Genomic DNA, 13641 nt, shown 5'->3' on the forward strand with positions numbered 1-13641 from the left:
GCTCCTTGTTGCGCCGCGTCAGATCCAGCCGAAGGCATGCAGCTGCGCCGCAAAGGCGTCGCTGATGATCTTGTGGCCACCGGTGGTCGGATGCACGCCGTCGGCGAACTGCCAGGTGTTGACGTCCGCGCCGGTGCGCAGGCCGTTGTAGGGGGCTCCCGGGGTGCTGTTGCAGAACAGCGAGGAGCCATCGGTCACGGCCCCGCTCGTGATGGCGCTGATCTTCGTCGCGTCGCAGGCCGGGACCGTGTTGTTCACGATGCCGTACTTGCCCGGGTTGGCGTAGCCGTCCTTGAAGATGGTGAAGGTGTCGATCAGCTGGACGGGCTGGTTGGTCAGCGCGTCACGCAGCCAGAGGTTGAAGATGCGCGACAGGTCGGTCAGCACCGGCCGCGCACTGGCGGGAAGGGAGTTGCCGAACGGCGTGTCAGCGATGTCGCTCAGTGTCATCACCGCGACGTACTTGCCGCCCTTGGCAAGGATCTGCGTGCGCACGAGCGCGGCCAGCTCGAGGGCCGCCTTCTTCATCTCGCCCTGGGCCAGCGTCTGCGCGTTGAACAGCGCCGCGTTGGCCTGGTCGGCGGTCAGCTTGCCCGCGGCTGCATCGGCCTGGACTTGCGCAGCCGTCGCGGCAAAGGTGCCGAACTGCGTGAAGACGTCGTTGTTGCCGGCGTACACCAGGATGAGGTCGGAATCCTTGAAGCTCGTGAAGCGCGTCAGGTGGTTGGCGATCTGCGTCACCACCGGTACGGTCAACGCTCCGCCGGCATGGCCGATGCCGTTCGGATCGGTCACCCGCGCACCGCCTTGGCCATAGGCCGTGCAGGTGCCTGCCAGCGCCGGCGTGGCGGCCGCAGGGCACTTCACCGACGACGCGCCAAAGCCGACTTCAGCCGGCGTCACGACGATGCCCATCGAGGTGGCGAGGTTCTCCACCCACACCGTGCCGGTGGCGCTGTTGGTCGTGAACTTGCCGCCGAAATACGGTGCAGTTCCGTTCCCGGCCAGGGACGTGGCGGGCGCGTACGTCCCCACGTCGCTGAGGCTGTCGCCGAAAGACACCACAGCCGTGAATGTGCCCTTGGTAGTGGGTGCACCAGCGGGCGAGCCAGTGCCTGGAACGTCGGGATCGCCGCCGCCGCAGGCGACCAGCAATACCGCGACAACCGCGGAGACACCCCATGACCTCACGTTCTTCATGCATACCCCTTGTGAAAACAACAAAGCGAACGGTCGTTCGCTTTTTGGTCATTCACTATAGGTTGCGTCCCAAACCCGACGCAGCCGGGGAAACCCGCCTCGTTCCTGGACGGGTCTGCCTAAGTCAAGAAACCGTCAGGTTCAGAAGGGATTGCCGGTGGCGCGCGTGGTGGCAAGGTTGCCGACGATGCGCTGGCCGGCGCCGCTGAGGTGCCGGTCGTCGGCCCAGAGGTAGTTCTCGCCGGTCGTGCCGGCGGCGGTCACCAGCGTGGAGCCCGTGCACTGCAGCACCGAGGTGATCTTGGTCGAGTCGCAGGCGGCCTGGGTCACGTTGGTGATGGTGGTCGTCGTGCTCTTGATGGTGCCGGTGATGCTTTCGTCAGCGAGCACGAGGCCGATGCGGGTGCCATCGTTGACGAGGCCGATGCGCATCTTGGAATTGAAGCGGCTCGTCAGCATCGTGAGGATGGCGGCGCGACCGGCAAACGCGGCCTCTTCCGCGATGCCGAAGGGCGTGGTGCCCTGGTCGGGAATCGTGGCCACGAGCACCTTGCCGCCCAGGTCGGCGATGCGATTGACCTGGGCCGCCAGGTCGGTCCCGGCCTGCTCCACGTTGGCCTGGGCCTGCGTGATGTCGATGGTGCCCGCCTTGTAGGCCGCATACTGGGCCAGCACGTCGTTCTGGCCCGCCAGCACGGTCACCAGCGTCTTGCCGGTGAACTGGTCGGCCGCGACGAAGGTGTCGATCTGGGCGCGCACGCTGCCGCTCACGCCGGATGCCAGGGCACCGACGGCCGAGAGGTTGCGGTTGTTCGTGGCCACGCTGGCCGGGTTGCACTCGGGGAACGGCAGGGTGTAGTACTGTCCCAGGTACTGGTTCCACACCGGGTTGCTGGCGCAGTCGAGCACCGCCGCGCCACCGGTGGTGGTGGGGTCCTTGAGCAGGTTGATGGTGTACTTCGCGCCGTTGTGGTCGCTGTTCACGTCCACGACCATGCTGTTCTCATCGCCGAACGAGATGAGCCGCGTAGGCACGAAGCGCTCCACCTGCTGGCCGCCGCCGCATGACGCCAGCATCAGCGCCGACACCACCGCGCCCGTCGCGGTCAGCGCCGCACGCACACCCACACCCTTGAACATCACGAACTCTCCAGCAACCGAAAGGGAGGGCCGATTAACGGGACGCCGCAGCGCGACGAAGCCGGTCCCGCACGCCTTCCCACTCGGGGGTGGCAGGCGGTTCCTCGACCCAGATGAGCTGCGCGCCTTCGTCGTCGAACGAGCGCAGCACGGAAAACAATTCATGGGCCGCCTCGGCAGCCCGCGCGGGCATCGCACGGTGGCGCAGGCCCTGGATCCCGCCCGAAGGCGCGACCCTGGAATATACCGCCAGCTTCAGGGTAGACCCGGTCAGCATTTGCAAAGCTTGCTGAAGCTGCCCGGCAGGCATGAGGCGCAGCGGCGCGGTGGGGGCGTAGTGGGCTTCCAGTGTGCCGGAGGCGCGTGGCGCAGCCTCGTCGCGGTCGCGCAGCGGTTCGCCAGCGGCCGCCTCGATCTCCGCCCGGGTCAAGACGCCTGGGCGCAGCAGCACGGGATGGTCGCGGGTGCAGTCGACGATGCTGGACTCGATGCCCACGTCGCAGGGGCCGCCATCGAGCACCATCAGCTCATCGCCGAATTCGCCGGCCACGTGGGCCGCCGTGGTCGGACTGATGCGCCCGAAGCGGTTCGCACTGGGCGCGGCGACACCCGGAACGCCGGCCGAGCGCGCCTCCGCCAGCAGCGCATGCGCCACCGGATGGGACGGGCAGCGCAGCCCGATGCTGTATTGCCCGCCGGCTGCCGCCGTGGCCACGCCGGCAGCGCGCGGCACGATGATGGTCAGCGGCCCCGGCCAGAATCGCGCCACCAGGCGCACCGCCACCGGCGGCACGTGGGACGCAAACTCGCGCACGCTGTCGGCGTCGGCCACGTGGACGATGAGGGGATGGTCCGCCGGCCGGCCCTTGGCGCTGAAGATCTTGCCCACCGCCACGTCGTCGTCGGCCCGGGCGCCCAGGCCGTACACCGTCTCGGTGGGCATGGCGACCAACTCGCCCGCCGCCAGCGCCAAGGCGGCGCGTTCAATCACCGAAGGATCGCGGCCATCGAGGATCACGCCTGCTGCTCCAATTTCACGCCGATGCTCAGAACCGCTCCAGGCCGAGCAGGTCGCAGGCGGCCAGCGCGGTGTCGCGTGCCTGCTGCGCCATCGCGCCGGTGATGGTGAGGTGGCCCATCTTGCGGCCAGGCCGCGCCGAGGCCTTGCCGTACAGGTGCAGGTGCGTGCCCGGCAACGCGAGGATGCGGTCCCAGGGCGGCGCCACTTCCGTGTCGCCATGGCGGAACCACAGGTCGCCCAGCAGGTTGAGCATCACCGCCGGCGAATGCAGGCGCGGCGCCACCAGCGGCGTGCCGGTCATCGCACGCACCTGCAGGTCGAACTGCGAGACATCGCAGGCATCGATGCTGTAGTGGCCGGAGTTGTGGGGCCGCGGCGCCATCTCGTTGGCCACCACGCTGCCATCGGCGAGGACGAAGAATTCGACGCACAGGACGCCCACGTACTTGAGCGCCGAAGCGATGGTCTCGGCGGCCTCGATGGCACGCTGCTGCACCGGCGGCGTGAGGTCGGGCGACGGCACCTGCGTGACGGCGAGGATGCCGTCGCGGTGCAGGTTCTGCTGCAGCGGAAAGTGCACCACCTGTCCGTCGTGGCCGCGGGCGACGATGACGCTCACCTCGTAGGCCAGCGGCAGCATTTTCTCGAGCACGCAGGGCGCTTGCTTCAGCTCGGCCCAGGCGGCGGCCAGCTCTTCGCGGGTGCGCACCCGCACCTGGCCCTTGCCGTCGTAGCCCAGGCGGGCGGTCTTCAAGATGCCCGGGAGCAGGGAGACATCGATGCCCGCCAAGTGCCCGGCCGTCTCGATGAGCGCGTGCGGTGCGCACGGCACCCCGCAGGAAACGAAATGCGCCTTCTCGGCGGCACGGTCCTGGCAGACCGCGACGGCGGCCGCGCCCGGTGCGACCGGGCGAGTCTTCGCCAGCGCGGCCAGCGCCTGCGCCGGCACATTCTCGAATTCAGTGGTGATGGCGGCGCTGTGCCTGGCCAGTTCCGCCAGGCCGGCTTCGTCCAGGTAGCCGCTGCGAACGTGGTGGTGCGCGATGAGCCCGGCCGGGCTGTCCGCATCGGCATCAAGCACCGCGGTGAAGTAGCCCATCTGCTGCGCGGCGTGGGCGAACATGCGGCCGAGCTGACCGCCGCCCATCACGCCCAGCGTGGCACCCGGAGCGATGTACTGCATGGTTGTCGTTCCCGGAGCCTTGGATTCAGCGGTCATTTCAGGTCGGCGGTCATGGCGCGCGCGACCTCGGTCTGGCGGGCACGATACGCATCGAGCTGTGCGCGCAGGGCTGGATTCTCGTTGGCCAGCATGGCCACGGCGAAGAGCGCGGCGTTGCCCGCCCCGGCCGTGCCGATGGCGAAGGTCGCCACCGGGATGCCCTTGGGCATCTGCACGATGGAATGCAATGAATCCACGCCCTGCAGGTGGCGGCTGGCCACCGGCACGCCCAGCACGGGCACCGTGGTCTTGGCCGCCAGCATGCCCGGCAGGTGGGCGGCGCCGCCGGCGCCGGCGATGATGGCCTTCAGCCCGCGCGAGGCTGCGCTCTCGGCGTAGGCAAACATGTCATCGGGCATGCGGTGTGCCGACACGACACGTGCTTCGAAAGGGACATTGAACTCGGCGAGAATCTCGGTCGCGGTGCGCAGGGTTTCCCAGTCGCTGCTGGAACCCATCACCACACCCACGACCACAGGGGCGCTGCTCACAGGGCCGCTCCAGGTACTGATGAACCTTGAATTGTAGGCGGCGCGCCATCACCTTCCGCGCCTGCCCGACTCCTGCCTCAACCATGATCGACATCTCGCTGCAGAACTTCCAGACCGAGCTCATCCAATCGTCGATGCAGCAACCCGTGCTGCTGGACATCTGGGCCCCCTGGTGCGGGCCCTGCAAGGCGCTCGGCCCGGTGCTGGAAAAGCTGGAGGTCGCCTACGCCGGCCGCTTCAGGCTGGCCAAGCTCAATTCCGACGAGCAGCAGGAAATCGCCGGCCAGCTGTCGCAGATGTTCGGCGTGCGCAGCATCCCGTTCTGCGTGCTGTTCAAGGACGGCCAGCCGGTGGACGGCTTCGTGGGCGCCCTGCCCGAAGGCGAGGTGCGCAAGTTCCTGGACAAGCATGTGCCAAGCGCGGAAGAAACCGCGGCGGAAGAAGAGCTGGCCGAAGCCTCCGAGCTGTTGGCCGAGGGCGACACCGACAGCGCGCTGGAACGGCTGCAGGAAGCCGTGGCCATCAACCCCGGCAACGACGCGGCGCGCTACGACTACCTGCGCGCACTGCTGACGGCCGGCCGCGTGGACGACGCCATCCGCGCCTACGAGCCGGTCGCCGGGAAGGTCATTCCCGATGCGCGCCTGACCGCCTGCGGCCTGTGGATCGACGCCTGCAAGGTCGCGCGCCAGGCGCGATCGCCGCAGGCGCTGGAGCAGGCCATCGCCGCCAACAAGCGCGACTTCGCGGCGCGCCTGGAACTGGCCCAGCTGCACTTCGCCGCGCAGCGCTTCACGCAGGCGCTGGACGAACTGCTGGAAATCATCATGCGCGACAAGGCCTGGAACGAGGAACTGCCGCGCAAGAACTACGTGGCCATCCTCGAGCTGATGACCAAGCCCGCGCCGGCCAAGAAGGCCGAGGCGGCCACACCGCAAGGCACGCTGGAAGTGGCCAGCCGCGTCACCACCGCGCCGGCCGATCCGGTGGTGGATCAGTACCGGCGCAAGCTGAGCATGGCCTTGTTCTGATGGTCGCAGCAGGGCCGCGTCAAGCGGCTCTGCCTCGCCCGGGTCATCAACCCTTCACCGGCACCCGGTCCTGCGGCTCCTGGCCCGGCCGGTAGGTGACCAATTGGGCCGCCTCGAAGGCCCGCACCATCTCGTCCTGGTAGGCGCGGTGCCGCGCCCAGCACTCCTGGGCCCGTGCGCCGTGCCCGGTGCGCAATTCCTCTTCGCCCAGTAGCCCGAACAACAGGCCCAGTCGCGCATGAGTGGTGGCCTGGTCGTCCACGTGCATCGACGAGTCGATGGACTGCGCCGCCGCATGGCCGTCTCGACGCGCGCCGGTGCGGTCGCCCAGGTGCCAGCGGCACCACGCCATGTCCGCGAGGTAGTTGCCCGTCAGCCGCGCCAGGCCTTGCTGCCGTGCGTCTTCCAGGTGCTTCTCGTACAAGGCCAACGCATCGCCGTACTGCCCCTGCACCGAGGCAATGCAGGCGCGCTGCATGGGCATCAGTGCGTCCAGCGATTCGGTGCCCACCCAGTCGTCGAAGTTGCTCGCGCACTCGGCGCCCGCCTCTGCGTAGCGCGCCTGGCCCTGCACGTCGCCACCGAAGACCGCCGCCTGCATGGCATGGTGCACGCGGTGCGCGCTGATGTTGTAGTTCAGCGCGCTCTGCGTGGTCTCGTCGCCCTCGGCCAGCGCGTGCTCTCGCGAGCGCACGTACCAGGGTTGTGCGAGGTCCATGCGGTCGCAGAAGTCGTAGGACAGGGCCACGACCATGCAGGCCCGCGCCCGCGCCGCGTGGTTGTCGGGCGCGGCCAGCTGCAGGGCCAGCGTGAGGTTGCGCACCAGGCCGTCGAGGTCGTTGTGCGAGTAGTCCATGTGGGCGAGCCAGGCCGAACTCAGCGCCTGCAGCTGGGCGAGGCCCGCTGCGGCGCTCAGGGCTTGCGCGCGCTTGAGCTTGTCACGGGCGCCGGCGCTCAGGCTGCCGAAGTGCAGCATCCAGCCTTCGACCATGCACAGCCACGCACTGACCGCCGGGTGCGGACGATCGGCGAAATGCACATGCAAGGCATCCAGCTCGGCCTTCGCCTCGGCGAACTGCCCGCGCCGCGCGAGGAAGCCCGCACGTTCGGCGCGCAGGCAGGCCGCATCGACCAGGTTGCGCGTCCGCGCAATGTCCGCATCCAGCCGCGCCAGCAGCCGGGAATGGGGGGCGCGCGCGTTCATGCCGTCAGTCGTTGCAGCGCTTCACGGTACTTGGCGGCCGTCTTCTCGATGACGTCGGCCGGCAGGGTGGGCGCAGGCGCCTTCTTGGGCCACGGCCTGCCGTCGATGCGCACCGACTCCAGCCAGTCGCGCACGAACTGCTTGTCGTAGCTGGGCGGATTGCGGCCTTCGGTGAACGCCGCCTCGTAACCTTCCACCGGCCAGAAGCGCGACGAGTCGGGCGTGAGCACCTCGTCCATCAGGACCAGCTGGCCGTGGTCGTCCAGGCCGAACTCGAACTTGGTGTCGGCAATGATGATGCCCTTGCGCAGCGCGATCTCAGCGGCCTTGGAGTAAAGCGCGATGGAGGTGTCGCGGACCTTGGCGGCCAACTCGGCGCCGATGATCTCGCTCATGCGCTCGAAGCTGATGTTCTCGTCATGGTCGCCCATCTCAGCCTTGGTGGCCGGCGTGAAGATGGGTGCGGGCAGCTTGCTCGCGTTCTTCAGTCCAGGCGGCAGTGCCACGCCGCACACCGACTGGCTTTGCTGGTATTCGCTCCAGCCACTGCCGGCCAGGTAGCCGCGCACCACGGCCTCGATGGGCAGGCCCTTCAGGCGCTTGACCAGCATGGAGCGGCCACGCACCTGCGCGCGCTCTTCCGGCTTCACGACGCTGACAGGGTCGTCGCCGGTGAGGTGGTTGGCAATGATGCCTTCGAGGTGGGCAAACCAGAACAGCGCCATCTGCGTGAGCAGCTCACCCTTGCCCGGGATCGGCTCGCCCATCACGACGTCATACGCGCTCAACCGGTCGCTGGCGATCATGAGGATGCGGTCGTTGCCGACGGCATAGTTGTCGCGGACCTTGCCGCGGGCCAGCAGCGGCAGCGAAGTGAGGGACGAGGAGAGCAGTGCGTCTGACATGGTGTTCTTGTAAACGAAAAGGGGCGTGCGCGATCCAACGGAACTTGATTGTAGTGAGCGGGATGCCGCTCGGAGCCGCGTGTTTTGTAGTCTTGCCCCCGATGGATTTCGTGTAAGCCCACCAGCAAAAAGGGCGCCTCGCGGGCGCCCTGTCTGGAAGCATCGCCGGATCAGGCCGTGACCTGCTGCGCGAGCTCGCCCTTGCTGTAGCGCGCGGCATAGACCGCGAGGGTCTCGACCTTGATCTTGCCGGCCTGGCCTTCGCAGTTGAACTCCACGTAGCGCTGGCGGCAGATCTTCTTGGCCGCTTCGCGCGCGGGCTTGAGGTATTCGCGCGGGTCGAACTTTTCGGGGTTCTCGGCGAAGAACTTGCGGATGGCGCCGGTCATCGCGAGGCGGATGTCGGTGTCGATGTTGATCTTGCGCACGCCGTGCTTGATGGCTTCCTGGATCTCGCTCACCGGCACGCCGTAGGTTTCCTTCATGTTGCCGCCGTACTTGCGGATCTCTTCCAGCAGGTCCTGCGGCACGCTGGACGAGCCGTGCATCACCAGGTGCGTGTTGGGGATGCGCTTGTGGATTTCCTTGATGCGGCCGATGGCGAGGATGTCGCCCGTGGGCTTGCGGCTGAACTTGTAGGCGCCATGGCTGGTGCCGATGGCGATGGCCAGGGCGTCGAGCTGCGTGCGCTTGACGAAGTCGGCGGCCTGCTCGGGGTCGGTCAGCAACTGGTCCATGGTCATGGTCGCTTCGGTGCCATGGCCGTCTTCCTTGTCGCCCTTCATGGTCTCGAGCGATCCCAGGCAGCCGAGTTCGCCTTCCACCGTCACGCCCAGCGCGTGGGCCATGTCCACCACGCGGCGGGTCACGTCCACGTTGTAATCGTAGCTGGCAATGGTCTTGCCGTCGGCCTGAAGCGAACCGTCCATCATCACCGAGGTGAAGCCCAGGTCGATGGCGCCCTTGCAGACCTCGGGGTTCTGGCCGTGGTCCTGGTGCATCACCAGCGGCACCTTCGGGAAGGCCTCGACCGCCGCCTGGATGAGGTGCTTGATGAAGGCTTCGCCCGCGTACTTGCGCGCACCGGCGCTGGCCTGCAGGATGACCGGCGCACCCACTTCATCGGCCGCCGACATCACGGCCTGCACTTGCTCGAGGTTGTTGACGTTGAAGGCCGGGATTCCGTAGCCGTTTTCGGCGGCGTGGTCCAGCAGCTGACGCATGGAAACGAGTGGCATGGTGTGGTTCCAGGAAGTTGAGAAAGAACTTCAGGTCGCGAGTCCGGGGGCGGACGAATCCGCCGTAACCGCGCCGTAACTCCATGAGTTTACCGGGGCGCACTCGGGCGCCACCGGACATGAACCACGCCCAAGCAGGGGGGTTGTGCACCCTGGGCGCGATTTCGTCAACCTGGGACCACTCCGGGGCCGCGGAAAAGAACTGGGCCGGGAACCCCCCGCTTTTCCGGCTCAAGCCGGACGGCCGGCGTCCGACACTGGACCCCTGCGAGAAGGGATTTCCCATGGCACGACTGGACATCAACACGCTCACGCTCTGGATCACGCCGGCAGCGCTCGACCACCCCACCGACCTGGCCGACCACGTCGCGGCGAAGATGAAAGTGACGCGGCGCACCGCCAACAAGGCGCTCACGCGGCTGGTCGAGCTGCAGTGGCTGGTGCGTGAAGGCAGCCGCAGCAAGCCGCGCTACCGGCCCGGGCTGCTGCGCCAGGTGGCCCGCACCTACCCGCTCGCCGGGCTGGAGGAAGATCTGCCTTGGGTGCGCGATTTCGCGCCCTACTTCAACCTGCCGCGCGAAGTGCATCGCATGGCCCAGCACGCCTTCTGCGAGCTGCTGAACAACGCCATCGACCACAGCGAGGGCACGGCGGTGACCGTCTCGCTGCGCCAGACGCCCAGCCATGTGCAACTGCTGGTGTCCGACGACGGGCGCGGCGTGTTCGACAAGATCAACGAGGCCTTCTCGCTCGAAGACCCGACGCTGGCCATGCTGGAACTGAGCAAGGGCAAGCTCACCAGCCAGCCCCAGCGCCACACCGGCCGCGGGCTGTTCTTCACTTCCAAGCTGGCCGACGTGTTCGACCTGCATGCCAATGAGCGCGCTTTCCAGCGCCGCGAGTGGGATGCCGCGGGCTGGACGCCTGGCCGGGCGCTCAAGCGCCAGGGCACGTCGATCTTCGCCGCCATCGCGCTGGACACCACCCGCACGCTGGACGGCGTGTTGCGCGCCTACAGCGCCGACGGCCATGGCATGGCCTTCGAGCGCACCGTGGTGCCGCTGCGGCTGATCACCTCGACGCTCGCCGGGCTGGAATCACGTGCACAGGCGCGCCGCGTCGCGGCCCGCCTGAATCAATTCCGCCGTGCTGAGGTCGACTTCGCGGGCGTGCCCAACATCGGGCACGGCTTCGCCGACGAGCTGTTCCGCGTGTTCGCGAGCCAGCAACCGGAATTCGAGCTCGTGCCGGTAAACATGTCGCCGGACGTGGCGACCATGGTGCAGAGCATCCGCTGCGCAGCGTAGAGGGCACGAGCCCCGCGAGTGCCCCCTTCAAGCCACGCCCGCGGATCCGGCTTCGCCGGTCCGCTGGGTGGCGCCCAAGGGCCACGAAGGGGCCTCTGTGCGGCCCCTGGGGCAGGAGCGTAGCGACTGGGGGGCCCACCTCTAGCCCACGCGTTCTGCGTGGTAGCCCTGCTCGCGCATCTTCGTCAGGATTTCCTCGATGTGGGCGACGCCACGCGTCTGCACCACCACCTCGATCTGCGCGCGCTCCACCGACAGCGAGGTGAAGGCCCGCTGGTGCTGAACCTCGTCGATGTTCGCGCCCAGCTTGCCCAGCCACGATGCCAGGTCGGCCAGCGCACCGGGCACGTCCCGCACGTCGAAGCGCAGCCGCGCCATGCGGCCGGACTTCACCATGCCGCGCTGGATGATCTCGGCCAGCACCAGCGGCTCGATGTTGCCGCCCGACAGCACCAGCCCGACCTTGCGGCCGGCAAAGCGTGCGCGGTGCTTCATGAGTGCAGCCAGGCCCACCGCACCGGCGCCTTCGACCACCGTCTTCTCGATCTCCAGCAGCATGAGGATGGCCTGCTCGATGTCGTCTTCGCTGACCAGCAGCACATCGGCCACGCGCTCGCGGATCAAGGGCACGGTGAGGGCGCCCGGCTGCTTGACGGCAATGCCATCGGCGATGGTCGCCTGCGCACTTTCGTTGGCGGCGCTGTGCATCGCGTTCCACACCGCGGGGAAGCGCTCGGTCTGGACGCCAATCACCTCGAGCTCCGGATTGATGGACCTTGCCGCCGTGGCGATGCCGCTGATCAGTCCGCCACCGCCGATGGCCACGACCAGCGTGTCGATGTCGGGCTGCTGCCTGAGCATCTCCAGCCCGATCGTGCCCTGCCCGGCCGCGACGGCCAGGTCGTCATAGGGATGCACCACCGTCAGGCCCCGTTCCGCCGCCAGTGCCAGCCCGTGGGCGCGTGCGTCGTCGAAGGTGTCGCCCTGCAGCACCACGTTGGCACCGAAGCGCCGGGTGTTCTCCACCTTCACGGCCGGGGCGAAGCGCGGCATCACGATGGTGGCCGGAATGCCCAGCCGCTGCGAGTGGTAGGCCACGCCCTGCGCGTGGTTGCCGGCCGACACCGCCAGCACGCCGCGCGAGCGCTCGTCTTCGGTCAGTTGCAGCAGCTTGTTCAGCGCCCCGCGCTCCTTGAAGGACGCGGTGAACTGCAGGTTCTCGAACTTGAGGAAGACCTCGCAGCCTGTGATGGACGACAGCGTGCGCGAGGGCATGCACGGCGTGTCGAGCACCTGGCCCTGCAAGCGTTGAGCGGCGGCGTGGATGTCGGCGGCAGTGAGGCTCATGGGCGGCTATTGTGAACGGGTTGCCGCCGATGAACCTCAGGCTTGTGGGGCGCCGGTCCGCATGAAATCCGGATCGGTGGCACCCGACCCGTGAAGGATCTCAGCCGACCCGGCAGACCTTCAGCATGTTCGTGCCGCCCGGGTAACCCATGGGCTCGCCGCAGGTGATGGCATAGGTATCGCCCGGCTTGAGCACGCCGCGCTCCACCAGCAGGGCCTCGGCGCGGCGCAGGGCCTCGTCGCGGTCGGTGTAGGTGGGCATGAGCAGCGGGCTGACGTTGCGGTACAGCGCCATCTTGCGCTGGCTGATGGGCTGTGCCGTCAGGCCGTAGATGGGCACCTTGATCTTGTGGCGGCTCATCCACAGCGCGGTGGAACCCGACTCCGTCAGCGCGAGGATGGCCTTGCAGCCCAGGTGGTGCGCGGTGAACAGCGCGCCCATGGCGATGGACTGGTCGATGCGGCCAAAGTGCTTGTTCGTGAAGTCCGAGTCCAGCGTGACGTCCTCGGCGCGCTCGGCTTCGAGGGCGATGGCGGCCATCTGCTCGATGGTCTCCACCGGGTACTTGCCGGCCGCGGTCTCGGCGCTGAGCATCACGGCGTCGGTGCCGTCGAGCACGGCGTTGGCCACGTCGCTCACCTCGGCACGGGTGGGCACCGGGTTGACGATCATGGACTCCATCATCTGCGTGGCGGTGATGACGACCTTGTCCATCTCGCGCGCCATGCGGATCATGCGTTTTTGCAGCGCCGGCACGGCGGCGTTGCCCACTTCCACCGCGAGGTCGCCGCGCGCGACCATGATGCCGTCGGACGCCCGCAGGATGGCCTCCAGCACCGGAATCGCTTCGCTGCGCTCGATCTTGGCGATCATGCCGGGCTTGTGGCGCCACGGCTCGCCGGCCACATTGGCCAGCTGGCGTGCCATCTCCATGTCGGTGGAGTTCTTGGGAAAGCTCACCGCCAGGTATTCGCACTGGAAGGACATCGCGGTCTTGATGTCCTCCATGTCCTTGGAGGTCAGCGCCGGCGCGGTCAGGCCGCCACCGGCCTTGTTGATGCCCTTGTTGTTGGACAGCTCGCCGCCGATCACGACGACGGTGTGCACCTCTTCGCCGCGCACCGCTTCCACCGTCAGCTTGAGCAGGCCGTCGTTGAGCAGCAGCGTGTCGCCGGGCTTCACGTCGCGCGGCAGCTCCTTGTAGTCCAGGCCCACGCGGTCATTGGTGCCCAGCGTGGTGGAGGCGGCGTCGAGCACGAACTTCTGCCCGGCCTCCAGCATGATCTTGCCGTTCTCGAACTTGCCCACGCGGATCTTCGGGCCCTGCAGGTCGGCCATGATGGCCACTTCCTTGCCGGCCTGGCGCGCCACGTCGCGCACGAGGTTGGCGCGGTCGATGTGGTCCTGCGCCTTGCCGTGCGAGAAGTTCAGCCGCACCACGTCCACGCCCGCGAGGATCATCTGCGTCAAGACCTCGGGAGAACTGGAGGCAGGGCCGAGGGTCGCAACGATCTTGGTGGCGCGGGACATGGAG

12 protein-coding genes are annotated in these 13641 nt (G+C 67.9%); 2 read left to right on the top strand and 10 right to left on the bottom strand.

The genetic code is table 11. The features are described 5' to 3' along the window. Positions 1-18: 18 nt before the first annotated feature. From DZC73_RS06405 to purE, 5 genes are all read right to left on the bottom strand, one after another. Positions 19-1200, bottom strand: a complete 1182-nt coding sequence (locus tag DZC73_RS06405; RefSeq protein WP_124539317.1) for an SGNH/GDSL hydrolase family protein — start codon at positions 1198-1200, stop codon at positions 19-21. A gap of 141 nt (positions 1201-1341) precedes the next feature. Continuing rightward, positions 1342-2340: an SGNH/GDSL hydrolase family protein gene (locus DZC73_RS06410; protein ID WP_235835028.1), complete on the bottom strand. Its 999-nt coding sequence runs from the start codon at positions 2338-2340 to the stop codon at positions 1342-1344. A 34-nt stretch (positions 2341-2374) separates the two neighbouring features. Beyond that, positions 2375-3358 carry an L-threonylcarbamoyladenylate synthase gene (locus DZC73_RS06415; RefSeq protein ID WP_124539319.1) on the bottom strand — a complete coding sequence of 328 codons (984 nt, stop codon included), beginning with the start codon at positions 3356-3358 and terminating at the stop codon, positions 2375-2377. Positions 3359-3386: 28 nt separating this feature from the next. Continuing rightward, the gene (locus tag DZC73_RS06420) at positions 3387-4544 is read right to left on the bottom strand and encodes a 5-(carboxyamino)imidazole ribonucleotide synthase (RefSeq protein ID WP_124539320.1); all 1158 of its coding nucleotides are present in this window, start codon (positions 4542-4544) and stop codon (positions 3387-3389) included. A 32-nt stretch (positions 4545-4576) separates the two neighbouring features. Next, positions 4577-5041, bottom strand: coding sequence for a 5-(carboxyamino)imidazole ribonucleotide mutase (gene purE, locus DZC73_RS06425; RefSeq protein WP_124539541.1), 465 nt, complete (start codon positions 5039-5041; stop codon positions 4577-4579). A gap of 116 nt (positions 5042-5157) precedes the next feature. Here purE and DZC73_RS06430 point away from each other — a divergent pair, with 116 nt between their 5' ends. Continuing rightward, positions 5158-6105, top strand: coding sequence for a tetratricopeptide repeat protein (locus tag DZC73_RS06430; RefSeq protein ID WP_124539321.1), 948 nt, complete (start codon positions 5158-5160; stop codon positions 6103-6105). 46 nt (positions 6106-6151) lie between these two features. On the opposite strand, the gene DZC73_RS06435 is transcribed toward DZC73_RS06430, so the two are convergent. The 3 genes from DZC73_RS06435 to fba all read right to left on the bottom strand — a co-directional run bounded on the left by DZC73_RS06435 (position 6152) and on the right by fba (position 9452). After that, complete coding sequence (locus DZC73_RS06435; protein ID WP_124539322.1) at positions 6152-7309, bottom strand: hypothetical protein; 1158 nt, start codon at positions 7307-7309, stop codon at positions 6152-6154. Continuing rightward, entirely contained in the window at positions 7306-8214 is a 909-nt protein-coding gene (locus tag DZC73_RS06440; protein WP_124539323.1) for a phosphoribosylaminoimidazolesuccinocarboxamide synthase, read from the bottom strand. Before DZC73_RS06440 ends, DZC73_RS06435 begins: the two co-directional genes overlap by 4 nt. A gap of 170 nt (positions 8215-8384) precedes the next feature. Beyond that, positions 8385-9452 carry a class II fructose-bisphosphate aldolase gene (fba, locus tag DZC73_RS06445; RefSeq protein WP_124539324.1) on the bottom strand — a complete coding sequence of 356 codons (1068 nt, stop codon included), beginning with the start codon at positions 9450-9452 and terminating at the stop codon, positions 8385-8387. 284 nt (positions 9453-9736) lie between these two features. Here fba and DZC73_RS06450 point away from each other — a divergent pair, with 284 nt between their 5' ends. Next, positions 9737-10759, top strand: a complete 1023-nt coding sequence (locus DZC73_RS06450) for an ATP-binding protein (RefSeq protein ID WP_161974480.1) — start codon at positions 9737-9739, stop codon at positions 10757-10759. Between the two features lie 141 nt (positions 10760-10900). On the opposite strand, the gene DZC73_RS06455 is transcribed toward DZC73_RS06450, so the two are convergent. Continuing rightward, complete coding sequence (locus DZC73_RS06455) at positions 10901-12106, bottom strand: threonine ammonia-lyase (protein ID WP_124539326.1); 1206 nt, start codon at positions 12104-12106, stop codon at positions 10901-10903. Positions 12107-12206: 100 nt separating this feature from the next. After that, entirely contained in the window at positions 12207-13637 is a 1431-nt protein-coding gene (gene pyk / locus DZC73_RS06460) for a pyruvate kinase (RefSeq protein WP_124539327.1), read from the bottom strand. Between the last annotated feature and the right edge of the window lie 4 nt (positions 13638-13641).

This window comes from Rhizobacter terrae (genome assembly GCF_003852895.1).
Classification (GTDB): Bacteria; Pseudomonadota; Gammaproteobacteria; order Burkholderiales; family Burkholderiaceae_C; genus Albitalea; species Albitalea terrae.

Bases quoted from the DNA above. Each gene is read 5' to 3' on its own strand.
- DZC73_RS06405 (WP_124539317.1), bottom strand. From the start codon at position 1,200: ATGAAGAACGTGAGGTCATGGGGTGTCTCCGCGGTTGTCGCGGTATTG.
- DZC73_RS06410 (WP_235835028.1), bottom strand. From the start codon at position 2,340: ATGTTCAAGGGTGTGGGTGTGCGTGCGGCGCTGACCGCGACGGGCGCG.
- DZC73_RS06420 (WP_124539320.1), bottom strand. From the start codon at position 4,544: ATGCAGTACATCGCTCCGGGTGCCACGCTGGGCGTGATGGGCGGCGGT.
- purE (WP_124539541.1), bottom strand. From the start codon at position 5,041: ATGGGTTCCAGCAGCGACTGGGAAACCCTGCGCACCGCGACCGAGATT.
- DZC73_RS06430 (WP_124539321.1), top strand. From the start codon at position 5,158: ATGATCGACATCTCGCTGCAGAACTTCCAGACCGAGCTCATCCAATCG.
- DZC73_RS06435 (WP_124539322.1), bottom strand. From the start codon at position 7,309: ATGAACGCGCGCGCCCCCCATTCCCGGCTGCTGGCGCGGCTGGATGCG.
- DZC73_RS06440 (WP_124539323.1), bottom strand. From the start codon at position 8,214: ATGTCAGACGCACTGCTCTCCTCGTCCCTCACTTCGCTGCCGCTGCTG.
- fba (WP_124539324.1), bottom strand. From the start codon at position 9,452: ATGCCACTCGTTTCCATGCGTCAGCTGCTGGACCACGCCGCCGAAAAC.
- DZC73_RS06450 (WP_161974480.1), top strand. From the start codon at position 9,737: ATGGCACGACTGGACATCAACACGCTCACGCTCTGGATCACGCCGGCA.
- DZC73_RS06455 (WP_124539326.1), bottom strand. From the start codon at position 12,106: ATGAGCCTCACTGCCGCCGACATCCACGCCGCCGCTCAACGCTTGCAG.
- pyk (WP_124539327.1), bottom strand. From the start codon at position 13,637: ATGTCCCGCGCCACCAAGATCGTTGCGACCCTCGGCCCTGCCTCCAGT.